Source organism: Clostridium swellfunianum, from assembly GCF_023656515.1.
Taxonomy (GTDB): domain Bacteria; phylum Bacillota; class Clostridia; order Clostridiales; family Clostridiaceae; genus Clostridium_AT; species Clostridium_AT swellfunianum.
The window spans coordinates 905,782-920,987 of sequence record NZ_JAMOFV010000006.1 but is presented as its reverse complement, the minus strand read 5'-3'; the positions used below and the strand labels follow the sequence as shown (position 1 = coordinate 920,987).

Genomic DNA, 15,206 nt, shown 5'->3' with positions numbered 1-15,206 from the left:
TTTTTAAGTTGTATTAAATACTATTTCTTCTTTGTAGCATACCAGTCGTTTGCTTCTTTTTTACTTTCTGCTCCGCCCTCGTTTTTCCATTGCTCAACGAATTTATTGTAGTTTTCAAGCTTTTCCGCTCCAGCTATAGCCTTTAATATATAATCATTTTCAAGCTTTGTTATCTTTTGGCTATATTTTGCTACTGTTGCAAGTGGTGGTGCCTTAGTTAAAGGATCTTCAACTGCATAAGGCATTTGCTTTTGGATTTCTTCAAAGGCTTCATAAAGAACTTTATCCTTTCTTACTCTTAAGAGCCATAAATCTTCATAAGCCTTTTGATCTGTACTAGTTATAAACCAGTCTGCATTTCCTCTTTCTTCATTAAACTTTGGTAGTATAGGGAATAGTTTTCCATCAGCTTCCTTCTTATAAGTAACGTTTTCTTCTCCAATTGCTAAATTCTTAAACAATTCTGGTTGAACCTTTAAGTCCATATATTTCATAGCATCTTCCTTGTGCTTTGAAGCCTTAGGAATTGCTATATACCAGCCAACACCAGTTGCTTGAACCCAAGTTCCCTGCTTTCCATCTTTGCCCTTTAAACCAGCAAACATAGTTATTTTTGAGTTAGGGAAATTTTTATTTAAAGCAGTAGTAACAGCAGGTGCTACTCCCCAGCCGTATGTCATCATAGCCGCCTTACCGCTTGTGAACTTTTCTTGAACCTTTGCAGAATTATTTACTGGCCATTCTTTATCTATAAGCCCTTCATTATATAGCTTATTCATAAAGGTTATATATTCTTTCATTCCTGGCTCTTCAAGTCTATGTGTTATTTTTCCATCTTTAACTTCCCATGGAGTTACAACCCCAAAGGCACCTGATATTTCATGAATAACACTTTCAAAGCCTGTTAATGGAATTATGTTCTTCTTGTCTTTAATTGTTTTTAATAAAGTATAGAATTCATCTGTAGTTGTTGGAACCTTCATTCCGAGTTCGTCTAAAATATCTTGTCTTACGGCGATAGCAGAAGATGTAAATGGTCTTGCTGCTTTTTCAGGAATACCATATATCTTTCCATTTACCTTTGCAGTTTCAAGGCTTTCTTGGCTATTAACCTTTAATAATGTCTGCCCGTGTTTCTTTAAAAGATCATCAAGAGGTTCTAATGCTCCTTCGTTAGCTAATTTGCTGTATTGGGAACCTGACAATTTTACAATGTCGATTTCTTCTTTGTTAGCCATAAGAAGATTAAGCTTATCATTAGGATTCTCAATTGGAAGGGCTTCATATTTTACCTTATAGCCTGTTTTTTCTTCTAGCATTTTTGCTACAGGGTCATTGTTAGGATCAAAGTTTCTTTGAAATCCAACTTGTCTTAATACTGGTTTTTCAGCAGAAGTACCTTTGCCTTCAGTTCCTTTTGACTGACAGCCTGCTAACATACTAGCTGCTATAGATGCAGTTAATACAAGAGTAAGTATTCTTTTCATTTTTCTCCCCCTAAATTTAAAATTTTATATGTTTCTTTCCATGTCACTGCTTAAAGACAATGCTGGGAAAGTTACATTCACTATTGTTCCTTGGCCTATCTTGCTTTCGTAAGCCAGTCCGTACTCTTTACCAAAATAAAGTTTGATTCTTTCATTAACATTTTTAATTCCATAACCACCTCCTTTATCCTTAGCTAATAATTTATTTAAAGCTGACTCATCCATACCCTTACCATTGTCTTCAACAGTAATAACTATTAGGTTATTATCTAGTTTTCCAGTAATTTTTACATAACCTTTCTTGCTTTCACTTTCGTGTATGCCATGAATAATAGCATTTTCAACAAGCGGCTGAAGAATTAGCTTCACTGTTGCCATTGTATTAAGTTCCTCTGACATATCAACAATAGCTTCAATATCACCATCAAATCGTTTAGTTTGTATATCCAAATACATCTTTACATGAGTGATTTCATCATTAATCGAAACTATATCTCGACCACTATTAAGGCTTAATCTAAAGAACTTTGCAAGTCTTCCTACAATATCTACAATATCATCTGCTCCATATTTCATGGCCATCCAGCATATCATGTCAAGAGTATTGTATAAAAAGTGTGGATTTATCTGAGCTTGAAGTGCTCTAAGTTCTGCACTTTTTTTATTTATTTCTGCCTGGTACTTTTCTTTTATTAATGTTTTAATATTTTTAATCATACGATTAAAATTCTTCTGCAGAACACCAATCTCATCTGTACTATCTACAGGTATAAATACATCCCAGTTTTCAGCCTCGATTTTTTTCATATTTTTTGTAAGGTGTCTAATTCGTTCTGTAATAGTTCCTGATATATAGTAGGCTGCAACAATGGCTGCCACTGATACGATAAAGGTTAATATAATAATAAAACTTGAAATTTCATTACTGCCCTTTATAATTTCCTTTACCGGTATCAACGCCACTAAAGTCCAATCGGTATTTTCAACTGTCTTATGATATACAATTGAGGTTATATCGTTAATCTTCAGCCTCTCATGGCCTTCATTATTTTCCTTTATGCTCGAAAAATATTTTTCTTTTGAAATATCTGTGCCTATCTTTTTAGAGCCAGCCGATGAAATAATTTTTCCGTCATTATTTATAAGAAAAACCTCACTAGATTCAGTTATCCCTACTTGACTTACTATTTCATAAATGCTTCTTTCTAGAATATCTACAGATATGACTCCAAGATGTCTTCCATCAAAGCCACCGCTGTTTATGCTTCTAACTATAGACATAAGACTTTGTTTTTCTCTTGCATCCTTAAAATCATACTCATAGGTAGACCGCCAATATATGCTTCCCTTGCGATCCAAAACATCTTTATACCACTTTTCAGAGCTTGCTTTAGCTTCACTTATAATTTTGTTTCCATCACCTGCATACAAAAAGTTGTTGTTTACATAAAGTCTAATGCCATATATTTCTCTGCTGTTTTGCATAGAATTAAGTATTTCAATTAGCCTATTGTAATCATCAATCTGTTCCACCAAAGGATAGTTCTGTGGTGATTTTGACAAGATACTTTGAATTTCCTTATTCATAAAAAGCATGCTAGATACGTCTTTTACGTTGTTTAACTTATAGCTTATAAAGGTATTAGCTTGCTCAAAGGCACTTTTAGTAGATTCTATAGTTTGGTTTTCAAGTACTTCTGAGGATTTTTTATAGGTTAATACTGCAATGGTAGTTATTGTAAAGCCGATAAAAAGTAGATAGGATAGAAGAATCTTATTTCTTATTTTTAAATTTTTTATAATATTAATTTTCATTTTCATCTAATTTTTATCCCTGTATTCTGATGGTTTATAACCAAAGGTCTTTTTAAATACCTTTGCAAAATAGTTTGGATCATTAAAGCCAACTTTGTCAGCTACCTCATATAGTTTTAATGTTAGGTCCTTAAGAAGTTCCCTTGCAGCCTCCATCCTTACCTCAGTTAAGTAATCATTTACGGTTCTACCAGTTTCTTTTTTATATAAAATACATAAATACTGTGGGGTTAAATATACAGATTCGGCGATGGAATTCACACCTATATTGTTTTTATAATTATTCTCAATATATCTTTCAATGCTTCTTATAATTGCCCTATCCTTATTTAAATCAAAAACAGCAACAGGAATTTTCATTTTTTTATTTATCGATTTTACAGCTTCCTTAGCCTGCTTATAGGCTTTACCTATATTAGAGATTCCTTCCACGAAATCGCCTATTCCTGCTGCCATATCCGTTTTATTGTTTCCCTTAATATCATTTACTATTTTAGAACATAGTATTTTTATTGCTTCTATTGTTCCATCTTCGGGAGCTGAGCCTATAACTATAATTTCTCCCAGTTCTATACCAGCTATATATTTTATATTTTCCTTATCAAACTCTAAGCTTATTTTTTGTAATATACAATGTTCATACTGATAGTTTGACAGTGTAAAAATTACACAGAAATACTTTCCATCGAGAGGCAGCTGCACTCTTATATGCTTTAAACCATCATTTACTCTGTCTAAGTCAATCACTTCATCCTTAATAAGATGATCAATCAGTCCTCTTTGTAAATATGCTAGCTTTTTTTTATCCTCTCTACAGCTTTCAGCAGTCCTTTTTAAAAGTTCTTGAAACTCTTTAAGGTTTACTGGCTTTTCTACATAATCTACAGCTTTTATTTGAATTGCAGATTTTAAATACTCTTTATCTGAATAGCCGCTTAAAAATATGATCTTGCAATTTGGTAGAAGTTCTTTTAAATGCTCTGCAAGCTTAATGCCGTCCATCTTAGGCATCCTTACATCGCATATAGCTATATCAGGATTAGTACTTCTGGCTAATTCAATCCCCTCTAATCCATCAGTAGCCTCTCCCACTACCTCGATGCCTGCACTGCTCCAGTCAACATAGTTTAGTAATCCTTTTCGAGTCATTTGCTCGTCATCTACTATAATGGCCTTAACCATAGTTTCTTCATCTCCTTATCATGCAACTAATAGTTATATTATAAGTTAATTTTCATAGTTAAGAAACCATACTAAAAGTTAGTTACATACTTTAACCTTTCACAGAGCCTATTAATACTCCTTTAACAAAGTATTTTTGCAGGAAAGGATATACACATAGTATTGGGACTGTAGCTGTAACTATAGATGCAGCCTGCACAGCTTCCGGGACAACATTTAGTTGGCTTTCTATGTCTGGATTGAAGCCTCCCTGCTTTAAAACATCCATTGTAGAAGTAACTAATTCTTTAAGATAAAGCTGAAGAGGTTTTAACTTTGGATTAGTTATATACATCATTGCATTAAAATAGCTGTTCCAGTGTGCTACTGCAAAGAATAACGTTATGGTCGCTAGTACTGGCATAGATAGCGGAAGTATTACTCTAAATAATATTGTAAAATCTGAAGCTCCATCTATCTTAGCAGATTCTTCTATACTCTCCGGCAAGCTTTCAAAATAATTTTTCATTATTAGCATATTGAATACATTTACCATTGCTGGTAGTATAAGAACCCATATTTTATTTACAAGCTTAATCTTTTGCATTACCAAATAAGTAGGTATTAATCCTCCGTTAAACAACATAGTAAATATAAATATTAAAAGGTATATTTTTCTTCCTCTCAATCGAGGTTTTGATAAGGGATATGCAGTAATTACTGTCATAATAATCCCAAATAATGTTCCTAAAGCTGTAATTACTATAGTAACTATAAAGGAATTCATAAACTGCTTATTGCCAAGCACAAACTTATAGGTTCCTGTTTGAAAATCTATAGGCAGCAGTGTTACCATTCCTGAAACTACAGCAGCTTCGCTGCTAAAAGATTTTGCTATAAGATTTACAAATGGAAACAAGGTTAGAAATCCAAAAACCGTAAACAAAATATAATTTATAACATTAAATATTCTTTCTCCTTTTGACTCTTTAATCCTCAATGGTTACCCTCCTTACCATATGCTTCTTCCTAAGAACTTCTTGCAAAGGTAGTTTCCGCCAACAACTAGTACAAAAGCAACTACTGAGTTGAATAAACCTACTGCTGTTGAAAAACTATAATCGGAGGTTCCAAGCCCGACTCTATACACATAAGTTCCTATTACGTCTGATACATTGTAAACAACTGGATTATACATAGCTATTATCTGCTCTGTTCCTGCTTCAAGCAGTGAGCCTAATCTTAAAATAAACATAAGCACAACTGTTGGTGCGATACCTGGTATAGTAATACTCATTATTTGCTGAAACTTGTTTGCACCGTCAATTCTTGCGGCCTCGTACTGTTCTTGCTCTATGCCAGTTATTGCAGCAAGATATACAATTGTACCCCAGCCTACTTCCTTCCACCCTTCTGTACTAACAAGAAGTCCTCTAAATAGCTTAGATTCCATGAAGAAAGGAATAGCGTCTCCACCTAGTCTAGTTATAATACTATTTACAATGCCTCCATTAATAGAAAGAATATTCATAAATAGCCCGCTTACAATAACCCAGGATATAAAGTGCGGCAAGTATATAACAGTTTGTACAGATTTTTTGAAAACAATACTTTTTATTTCATTTAATAGTACTGCCAAAACTATTGGTATTGGGAAAAGGAACACTATCTTATAAATGCTAATAAGTAGCGTATTTCTCAATACATTAAGGAACTCAAGCGATGTAAATAACTTTTTAAAATTTGCAAGCCCAACCCAATCACTTCCTGATATACCTGAGAAGATATTAAAATCTTGAAAAGCTATTATAAGTCCATACATAGGCGTATACTTAAAGAGGACTAAACATAGCAGCCCTGGTATAAGTAATAAATGCAACTGCCAATCTTTTTTGAAGTCAATCCATACTTTGCTTTTAGTTTTTAAAGATTGGTTCGACTGTGTTTTTTTTGATGTTTCCTGCATTAGTTTCATTCCTTTCTAAGTAGTTTTTCTATAATTAATTCTATCGAAAATTTGAAAACCTTTAAATATAACAAAATTACGATTATAAGGAATATATTAAGGTGTTACTTTTTATTTAAAAATTTACTCTTCACGGTGTTTAAAAAATAGTAGAACCTGAGAAATTCAGGTTCTATAAAGCGTAATCATTATTCAATTGTTCTTAAAAAATTACTTATATAAATGAAACTCTCCTTTATTCTTATAAGTTCGCTTTCCTTGTTTCTTTCTCTCCATACACTGCAGTAATCAGCCAGCCAGTATTCAATTAATGAAGCTAACTTTGCCGGCTCTAGTACGGGCTCTACCTTTTCAAAACCAAAGCTATATTTCTTTATTGGCAAAAATGCTGCCTGTGTAAGAGCTATACCTCTGGCGGATACTATAAATTCCTTCATATCTAATTTTCTATGTTCTGGTATTATTGCAGCAAGTCTTAACAGCTCCTTTTCAATTTCAAGAGCCTTATAATAAGCTTCACTTGCCTTGTTATGATCTATATTTCTTACCACTTCTAACCAAGGATTTATAAAATCCTTATCAACTATATCTTTTTCTTTCCAGAAGGTTAAATAAGACCAATGGAAAGGTTGCTGTCTTGATAGCTCTCTTAGAGTGTTCATCAAGTTTTCTGCTCTTTCTCCAAACTCTAATACAGAAATAGCCTTGTCAGCCTTTTCAATATCCTTCTCTCCATCCGGATTCCAGGAAAGTGAAGCTCCAAAAATCATACCAGGCATGGAATTTCCAAATAAATTAACATGCCCATAGTCACCCCAGTCTGTATTTAGAACTCCTACAGCATTGTAATTCCTTCCATACTCCACCATTTTTCTAATATTAACAGAAGCGTTGTCCATTTCATTCATTAATCTATTCCAGCCAGTAACTGCAGGACAAACATACTGAGGAACTCCAGATTCTGCTATAGTTCTTGTATTATCCTCAGTTACAGAAGCATGATAACCCCAGTTTAGGCAGGTTACATCCTTAGGTATTTCCGATAATAATTCTGGATGCTTTAATATTATATCTCCCCAGAACATTACCTCTTTATCATATCTTTTAACAGAGCTTATCACTTTCGTTAGAAAGTCAGTATAAAGTCTTCCTTCGCCGACTTTTTTAGCTAATTCAGCATTTTTACCTTTTCCAAGATCAAAAGTTTCATCGCAGCATATATTGAATTTCTTTGAAGTGAACAATGGGACAAATTCTTCCAGCATGCTTTGTACTAACTTTAAGCTTTCTTCATTAGAAACATTTAAAGTATGATGATTCATTCTGTCAATCCAAGAGTGGGACGAATCAGTATCAACCTGAAGTTCTGACAAATGAGCAAAGGATTTAGCTGTAAGAACTTCATACAAATGTCCAAAGGTTGAAAGAGAAGGTATGAGCTCTACATGTCTTTTTATACAGTACTGATCTAATTCTAATATTTCTTCAGCAGTTAGCGGATCTTTGTCTACCCATACTTCGCTTAAATTCTTAAAGGCAAAGCTATGCTCTATATAAAGCTGAAGATGATTAATTTTGTAGAAAGCTAATCTATCCACAAGCTCCTTTAAGGTTTCAAGGGTTGGTACCTTTCCTCTTGTAACATCGTGGTAAAAGCCTCTATTCTTAAAATAAGGGCTGTCCTTTATTGTAATGGCGGGAACCTTAATACCGCTTTGTCTTATGATTTGACGAAGTGTTTGTATTCCATAAAAAAGCCCGGCATCATCAGCACCAATGACTTCTATTCCATGCTCGTCAATATTTATCTCATAGCTTTCACTTTCTCCCGTCTGCTTTTTAATAAGTATACAGCCTTCATGTTTTTCCATAAAAGCTTTGTTAATATTCAGTACAATACCTGTTGATTTTTTAATTTCTTCTTTAAGAAGTACAGCAGCCTCAAAATCATTTGAGCTACACCTTGCATTTAAAACAATCTCGCAATAGTTATCAATAAAAAAGCTTTCCTCCTTATTGATAATTGTCTTAGGAACCGGCAATAAATACATATTATATCCTCCTATATTAATTGAAATAGTACTATTTATTGGTAATTCAAATTTCCGGGCCATACAAAAGGCAGCGGAAACACGTTTTTTATAAATTCTTTAATTAAAGGCTTATTGCTATAAGAATCCTCAAAGCTTTCTCTGTTTCCAAATATAATTTTTGTTATTGTCTGTATATTATTTATTTCAAGCTTTTCATCTTTTATAGTTATTATATATTTTCCCTCTTTTTCAGCAAAAGCTAAATTATCTGTAATTTCGCTGCTTACATGTTGTTTAAAATAATTCATTAAATCTGTCATTAAGCCTTTGAAGTCCAATATTTTTATAGTTCCAAGAATATCGCAATGACTAACTTCGATATTAGAATCACTTAATACTGTTACAGCCCCGTCATTAAAAGTACATTGATATTGTATATATTCTAATGAATTTATTCTCATTGCTTCCTTTAAGGCCTTGTAAACAAGCTTTCTATCTCCTGCAGCTTCTTTTATATAACCCCATCTGCCTGCTTCATTATCAGCAATTCTTAAAACAATGTATGCGCAGTAATCTTCATAATCTTTAACCAAATAGGTTTTGAAGGTAAAGTAAGCCCAATCTGTGGTAGCTCCTTCAAGAAGTCCTTTAAATTCTTTAAGGGTCCTATAGTACCTTGTACTTTCCCTGCTGTATATCTTAGTCATTGCTTCTAGCAAACCATCATCATACTCTACAAGCTGGATATGCTCTTCTCTTTCTTTTAAAGGCTTTATAATAAATTTAAAACACTTACCTGAAACAGTACATCCTCTTCTTAAATACAAGCTTCTTGCTCCAGACACAAGCATTAATCTAATGTTTTCTTCCTTCATAATTCTTTCGCAGTCATCCATCAATAGAGATGCATATCCTTTTCCTCTGCTATTGTCATCAGTGCAAACCGCGCCAATTGATGCAGCATTTATCGGAATCCCTTCTATTAAAATTGTACTTTTATAATAGTTTACATTTGCTGCTGGAGTTCCACCTTCAAAAATCACTCTCATATTGTCAAGATTGCCTTCACTCAACATAAGCTTAAACTCTTCTCCCATGGTATTGTCATATCCATAAGGAGCTCTAAAAACTTTATTAATAAGTTCTATTACCTTATCCAGCTCTTCTTTTTTACAGGCTCTTGGTCCTTCCATGCTCTTCCTCCACCTTTATTAATAGAATTTTTTTATTTTATCGAAAGCAAGTCCCATCATTAGTCCAGCTGCAATCTCCGCCACTGTCCAGCCTGATTCAATAGCCCATGGCCCCCAGCCCGCATCTGCAGGAGAACCAAAATACTCCATAATATCTGGATCAAACCCTCTTGCCCAGGCACCATTTATTTTTTCATCTTCACTTTGTATTTGGGAGGAAATCATAAATTTAGCCGTATTTTCCCAAAACTTTTTAAAAAAATCATCCTTTGTAACAAGATAGGCTTGGATAAAAGCCAAAGGCAGCCAGTTGTTAGAATACAAAAGATCTACAACAGCATCTCCGTTTTTGGAAAGAAGAGAGCACTCTCCGTCTCCTTTTGTATTTCTCATTGAAGCTTTATAACCTTCATCCCACTCAAGATATGCACCAGAAGAATGTTTAAAGCTTTGAAGATCCTCAGAAGCCTTATAAAGCCAATTTTTATGAATTTCTTCTCCTGTTACCCAATATAACAAGCTCAGTGGAAAAATGAGTCTGCAGTATTCTTCTGTCTGACTTTGCTCTCTTGTTGTTTCAGGGTATGCTTTCATAATGGCAGTTAATCCCCTTACCGCCACAGCCCTAAATTCTTCTATTTTAGTAAGCTTATAGCCTAGAAGAAGTGCTGCGTGATAATAGGCATTATAATGGGCACTCGGAAGATTTCCTGGAGTATTGTTAAGCTTCTTTATCTGTTCTTCAGTTAAATCTATATTATCTGTTCTAAATACTCTCGTACCATCAGTTCCTGTGGTGTTAATAAGGAAGTATAAAATATCTATACAGTCGCTTATATACTCTTTTCTTCCAGTATAAACGCACTTAAGCATGTATGGTATAATAGCCCTTGCAACATCATCCTGGTAGCATACCTCCCAAGCCTGGTTTGTCCATCTCATCATGCCTTTAAGATGGTTATCTTCTCTGCAAACCATATAATCAAAGCAAAAACTTGAAAGGCTATCTGAAATTTTTAAACTTTCTTCATTCCCATTTACTAGGTAGTCCATAAAGTAAGCAAGCGAAACCTCCCCAGTGCAGTCTGTCCTTATTAAATCAAAATATCTTTGTACACCATTGGAATAAATCTCAGTAGCAAGCCCTTCTCTTACTCCACCTTTTCCATTACTTATTAATATATCTGCTTTTTTAAACCAATTCATAGAAGCTTGAACACAACTTTTAAGTTCTTCTTCAAAATCTCCTTGCTCTACGTTCCCTTTTACAAAGTAGTGATTTTTTATAGAGATTTTAATATTGTGCCCGGTAACCCAGTCTAGTATATACTTCACAATGTTTCTCATCTTAAACATAGGAGAGAATCTTGCTTTAGCAAAGTTTGAAAGTCTAAAGGAACAAATCATAAGATTTTCCTTCTCCAGCCATAGAGCTCTATTTTCAACTTCTTCACAAGCCACCTTTAATTTATCTTCCTCAATACTTTTATGGCAGTGCACATTTACATATTGAAGTATAGGAGAATTCTTTGCTATTGTTATAGCATGGGGTCTGATCCTCATTCCACTTTGGTCATCCAATATATCCCCATATGCCATATCCTCAATTTGCTCCTCCTTTAAGCAAAATGCCAATCTTTCATATCTTGTGCTTGAAGGAGTTTCAAAATATACTGTACCTATGCTGCCGCAATATTCTGCCAAAATACGTTTTCCTTTCTTAAGCTGTTCTTCCACCAGTATTCTTTCTCTAGCTTCAAGTAAAATTGGAGTCTCTGCTGTACCGCCTAATATAATAATGGAACCGTATTCATCAAAACTGTCATTATTTATTTCTCCTGGCTTAAAAATAGAAATCTCTAACTTGTTGTCCTTTAGGATTGTAAGTATGTCACTCTCATCATTAGTTATAACTGCAATTTTATTATTCAATTCATTCCACCGCCCTAATAATTATTTCACTTTTAACTTCGAGGGATTTTACTATAGCATTAAATACCCTAACCACCTTAAGCATATTATCAAGCTTAAAAGGTGCCTTCCTTGTTCTAAGCATTTCAACAAATCGTTGAAGTCCTTCCATATATACCTTTGATATATCTATTTCATAAGTTATATTCTGTTTTTCTCCATAAATGTTTAAAGTACCCTTATCTAATTTCTCTATAAAATTTAGACTTACTTCATAATCTTCATACTTTAACACAGAAATCATACCATCGGAGCTTATACTAGAACTAACAGCCTTAGGATTATAACCGAAAACTTCAAGAGCCATTTCTACAAGATGAGCTCCATAAAAATAAATTCCGCCATAGGGATCGTTAAAGCCTGCATTAAAGCTTATTGAAGCTGCTTCGATTCTTCCAAGATTATTGCTTTTAACTATATCCTTAGCCCTTAGAATTTTTTCTGCATATTTGCAGGTTGAACCACCTGTTACTAAGGTATTATATCTCTTTGCTGCCATTACTATTTCTTCTGCATCCTCATCCTTTACAGTAAAAGGTTTATCTATCCAAGTAGGTATTCCTATCTTTATAAAGGGAAGAGCATACTGTGCATGAAGATTTCCATCTCTAAACACAACCATAATAGCGTCAACTTTATCTAATAGCTCCTCAGCTTTTTCAGCTATAAATTCAATTTGCGACCTTTGTGCCACTTCTTTTGTCCTCTGTTCATCATGACCATAGATAGCTGTTACCTTGCAGTCCTTGAATAATAATCCCCCATTTTCAGGCAGAGGGTTATTTATTAGCTTTGAAAAAACTTCAGCATGGGAGCTGTCGGAACCTAGGATTCCTATTCTAAAAACACTTTTTTTCATCACCTATTATCCTTCTAAATTTTAAATTATAAGCTTTCCTTCTTTATAGCTAATTTTAGACACCTTTTCAAGCATACAAAAGAAACTGGTTAATATATTACTGAAAAAATTAATATAGTAGTCTATACTGATACCGCTATAAAAGCTATATTTATAAGGTGTAATTATATAATATTTAACATTGTGGGAGGTAACTATGAAGAATATTGCTTGTTTTGACGTAGGAGGTACCTTTATAAAGCTTGCAATTATCAATTCTAATGGAGAAATTCTTTATAAAAATAAATTTTCAACTCCTTTGATAAACTGCAGAAAAACTATTCCTGAAGCTATAATTTCTCAAACTAAAGAACTTTTGAAAGAGTATGAGATTGATTCCTTAGGAATAAGTACAGCAGGTGTGGTAGACAGTGATAAAGGAGAAATAATTTCAGCCTCGGGAAATCTGCCTGGCTATACAGGAGCTAAACTATCAGAGGTTATATCCAAAGAGCTAAATATCAATGTGTATGTTGAAAACGATGTAAACTCCGCTGCTCTTGGAGAGATGTGGAAGGGAGCTGCAATAGGAAGTGATACCTTTCTTTGTTTAACCCTAGGAACAGGAGTTGGGGGTGCTATTGTTATAAACAACAAGATTTATAAAGGTATAGGTTCTGGCGCTGGAGAACTTGGACATATGATTCTTGTAGAAAATGGAGAAGATTGCAACTGTGGATCCTTTGGATGCTACGAGAGATACGCCTCTACCTCAGCTTTTATAAGAATGTATCTAAGAGGAGCTGATTCTCAAGGCCTCAAAGTAGAAAATATAACCGGTGAAGAAATAATGGATAAGGTATTTGCAAAAGAAGAACTAGCCTGTAAGGTTTATGATGAATTTTTAAATCATGTTGTCAATGGCTTAGTTAGCCTTACCCATATTCTTGACCCTGGCTTAATCGTTATAGGCGGCGGCATATCTGCTCAAGGCGATGCCTTTTTTAAAGAGATAAATAATAGGTTTCAAACAAAAGTTATGAAAGCCTATGCTTCTCATACCAAAATTGTACAAGCTAAGCTTAACAATGATGCTGGAATTTATGGTGCTTGCTATATAGCTTTAAAAAACCAAAAACAGGAGGTAAAAATAAATGCTTAAAACTCTTTACTCAGATGTGGTTATTATTGGCGGAAGTCTTGGGGGAGTCTCTGCTGCTCTTGCTGCTGCAAAATCAGGTAAAAGCGTTATCATGACAGAAGATACTCACTGGATTGGTGGTCAGCTTACCAATCAGGCAGTGCCACCGGACGAGCACCCTTGGATTGAGCAGTTTGGCTGCACAGCCAGCTATAGAAATTTTAGAAATAAAATAAGAGATTATTACAAAACCAACTACCCTGTAACTGAGAAAGCTAGAAACAATATTCATTTAAACCCAGGAAATGCTTGGGTAGGAAAGGTATGTCATGAGCCAAAGGCAGCTTTAAGCGTATTAAATAATTTGCTTGCTCCTTATATAAGCGCAGGAAAGGTAACAATACTCACTAGTTGCAAAGCTGTTTCAGTTGAAACCCTTAAAGATAAAATAATTTCAGTAACTATAAGAAATTTTGACAGCCTGGAAGAATATTTGCTTGTTGCTCCTTACTTTTTAGATGCAACAGAATGTGGAGATTTGCTTCCTCTATCAGGGACAGAATATATTACAGGCTCTGAATCTATAGAGCAAACTGGAGAGCTTCATGCACTGCCTGGTAATGCAGAACCTCTTGATATGCAAGCTATAACTTGGTGCTTTGCCGTGGATTATATAGAGGGAGAAGACCATACAATAGATAAGCCAAAAGACTATGAATACTGGAAAAATTATAAGGCTGATTTTTGGCCTGATAAAAATTTAAGCTGGCAAATTCTTGTTCCTCATACTTTGCAGCCTAGAGAATCTGTATTGTTTCCTCATGAGGATAAATTATCCTTGTGGGAATATAGAAGAATTGTAGATAAAAACAATTTTGAGCCTGGAACCTTTCAAAGCGATATAACATTAGTTAACTGGCCGCAAAATGACTATTGGATTGGACCTATTTTTGAACTAAGTGCTGAAGAAGTAGAAAAACATCTTGATAATGCAAAACAGTTAAGCCTTTCATTGCTTTATTGGCTGCAAACAGAGGCTCCAAGGCCTGATGGAAAAACAGGATATCCTGGTCTTAGATTAAGGAAAGATATTGTCGGTACAGAAGATGGTCTTGCAATGCAGCCCTACATACGTGAATCAAGACGTATCAAAGCTGAATTTACAATACTTGAACAGCATATAGGGGAAGAAATGAGACAGGGAAAAACTGCTGAGGAGTTTAAAGATAGTGTAGGAATTGGGTGCTACAGAATAGATCTTCATCCTAGCACTGGTGGAAGATCTTATGTAGATATTTCCTCACTTCCATTTCAGATACCATTAGGCAGTCTTATTCCTATTAGAATGAACAATCTTTTGGCTGCCTGCAAAAATATTGGAACTACACATATAACAAATGGATGTTATAGGCTTCATCCAGTAGAATGGAACATTGGAGAAGCTTCTGGTTATACCGCTGCCTTCTGTCTTGAAAAGAATATAACTCCTCGTGAACTAAGAAATAATGAAACCTACTTGAAGGACTTTCAAGCTCTTCTCATTAAACAAGGTATAGAAATTGAGTGGCCTGCCCTACATCCAGTTTAAGAAAAGGAGGCTA

At 34.4% G+C, this 15,206-nt stretch carries 11 protein-coding genes; 2 read left to right on the top strand and 9 right to left on the bottom strand.

The genetic code is table 11. From position 1 onward, the window contains the following. Positions 1 to 20: 20 nt before the first annotated feature. The 9 genes from NBE98_RS04175 to NBE98_RS04135 all read right to left on the bottom strand — a co-directional run bounded on the left by NBE98_RS04175 (position 21) and on the right by NBE98_RS04135 (position 12,485). Positions 21 to 1,487 (bottom strand): extracellular solute-binding protein, encoded by a 1,467-nt coding sequence (locus NBE98_RS04175; RefSeq protein ID WP_250812891.1) that lies wholly within the window; start codon positions 1,485 to 1,487, stop codon positions 21 to 23. Positions 1,488 to 1,511: 24 nt separating this feature from the next. Beyond that, entirely contained in the window at positions 1,512 to 3,308 is a 1,797-nt protein-coding gene (locus tag NBE98_RS04170; RefSeq protein ID WP_250812889.1) for a sensor histidine kinase, read from the bottom strand. After that, on the bottom strand, positions 3,309 to 4,484 hold the full coding sequence (locus NBE98_RS04165) for a response regulator (RefSeq protein WP_250812887.1): 1,176 nt from the start codon (positions 4,482 to 4,484) through the stop codon (positions 3,309 to 3,311). 91 nt (positions 4,485 to 4,575) lie between these two features. Next, positions 4,576 to 5,463: a carbohydrate ABC transporter permease gene (locus NBE98_RS04160; protein WP_250812885.1), complete on the bottom strand. Its 888-nt coding sequence runs from the start codon at positions 5,461 to 5,463 to the stop codon at positions 4,576 to 4,578. Between the two features lie 12 nt (positions 5,464 to 5,475). After that, a complete protein-coding gene (locus NBE98_RS04155; RefSeq protein ID WP_250812882.1) occupies positions 5,476 to 6,429 on the bottom strand; it encodes an ABC transporter permease in 954 nt (317 codons plus the stop codon). A gap of 188 nt (positions 6,430 to 6,617) precedes the next feature. Then, on the bottom strand, positions 6,618 to 8,480 hold the full coding sequence (locus NBE98_RS04150; RefSeq protein ID WP_250812880.1) for a beta-N-acetylhexosaminidase: 1,863 nt from the start codon (positions 8,478 to 8,480) through the stop codon (positions 6,618 to 6,620). Positions 8,481 to 8,515: 35 nt separating this feature from the next. Then, positions 8,516 to 9,655, bottom strand: coding sequence for a GNAT family N-acetyltransferase (locus tag NBE98_RS04145; RefSeq protein ID WP_250812878.1), 1,140 nt, complete (start codon positions 9,653 to 9,655; stop codon positions 8,516 to 8,518). 18 nt (positions 9,656 to 9,673) lie between these two features. After that, positions 9,674 to 11,587, bottom strand: a complete 1,914-nt coding sequence (locus NBE98_RS04140; RefSeq protein ID WP_250812876.1) for a hypothetical protein — start codon at positions 11,585 to 11,587, stop codon at positions 9,674 to 9,676. 1 nt (position 11,588) lies between these two features. Then, positions 11,589 to 12,485, bottom strand: coding sequence for a Gfo/Idh/MocA family protein (locus NBE98_RS04135; protein WP_250812874.1), 897 nt, complete (start codon positions 12,483 to 12,485; stop codon positions 11,589 to 11,591). Between the two features lie 196 nt (positions 12,486 to 12,681). Between NBE98_RS04135 and NBE98_RS04130 the strand changes: the two genes are divergently transcribed. Both NBE98_RS04130 and NBE98_RS04125 read left to right on the top strand, forming a co-directional pair. Beyond that, positions 12,682 to 13,626: an ROK family protein gene (locus NBE98_RS04130; RefSeq protein WP_250812872.1), complete on the top strand. Its 945-nt coding sequence runs from the start codon at positions 12,682 to 12,684 to the stop codon at positions 13,624 to 13,626. Further along, positions 13,619 to 15,193 (top strand): FAD-dependent oxidoreductase, encoded by a 1,575-nt coding sequence (locus NBE98_RS04125; RefSeq protein WP_250812870.1) that lies wholly within the window; start codon positions 13,619 to 13,621, stop codon positions 15,191 to 15,193. The genes NBE98_RS04130 and NBE98_RS04125 overlap by 8 nt, the downstream gene beginning before the upstream one ends. Positions 15,194 to 15,206 lie beyond the last annotated feature (13 nt).

Excerpts from the sequence above, each read along its gene's own strand:
- NBE98_RS04175 (WP_250812891.1), bottom strand. The coding sequence starts at position 1,487 with ATGAAAAGAATACTTACTCTTGTATTAACTGCATCTATAGCAGCTAGT.
- NBE98_RS04170 (WP_250812889.1), bottom strand. The coding sequence starts at position 3,308 with ATGAAAATGAAAATTAATATTATAAAAAATTTAAAAATAAGAAATAAG.
- NBE98_RS04165 (WP_250812887.1), bottom strand. The coding sequence starts at position 4,484 with ATGGTTAAGGCCATTATAGTAGATGACGAGCAAATGACTCGAAAAGGA.
- NBE98_RS04155 (WP_250812882.1), bottom strand. The coding sequence starts at position 6,429 with ATGCAGGAAACATCAAAAAAAACACAGTCGAACCAATCTTTAAAAACT.
- NBE98_RS04150 (WP_250812880.1), bottom strand. The coding sequence starts at position 8,480 with ATGTATTTATTGCCGGTTCCTAAGACAATTATCAATAAGGAGGAAAGC.
- NBE98_RS04145 (WP_250812878.1), bottom strand. The coding sequence starts at position 9,655 with ATGGAAGGACCAAGAGCCTGTAAAAAAGAAGAGCTGGATAAGGTAATA.
- NBE98_RS04135 (WP_250812874.1), bottom strand. The coding sequence starts at position 12,485 with ATGAAAAAAAGTGTTTTTAGAATAGGAATCCTAGGTTCCGACAGCTCC.
- NBE98_RS04130 (WP_250812872.1), top strand. The coding sequence starts at position 12,682 with ATGAAGAATATTGCTTGTTTTGACGTAGGAGGTACCTTTATAAAGCTT.
- NBE98_RS04125 (WP_250812870.1), top strand. The coding sequence starts at position 13,619 with ATGCTTAAAACTCTTTACTCAGATGTGGTTATTATTGGCGGAAGTCTT.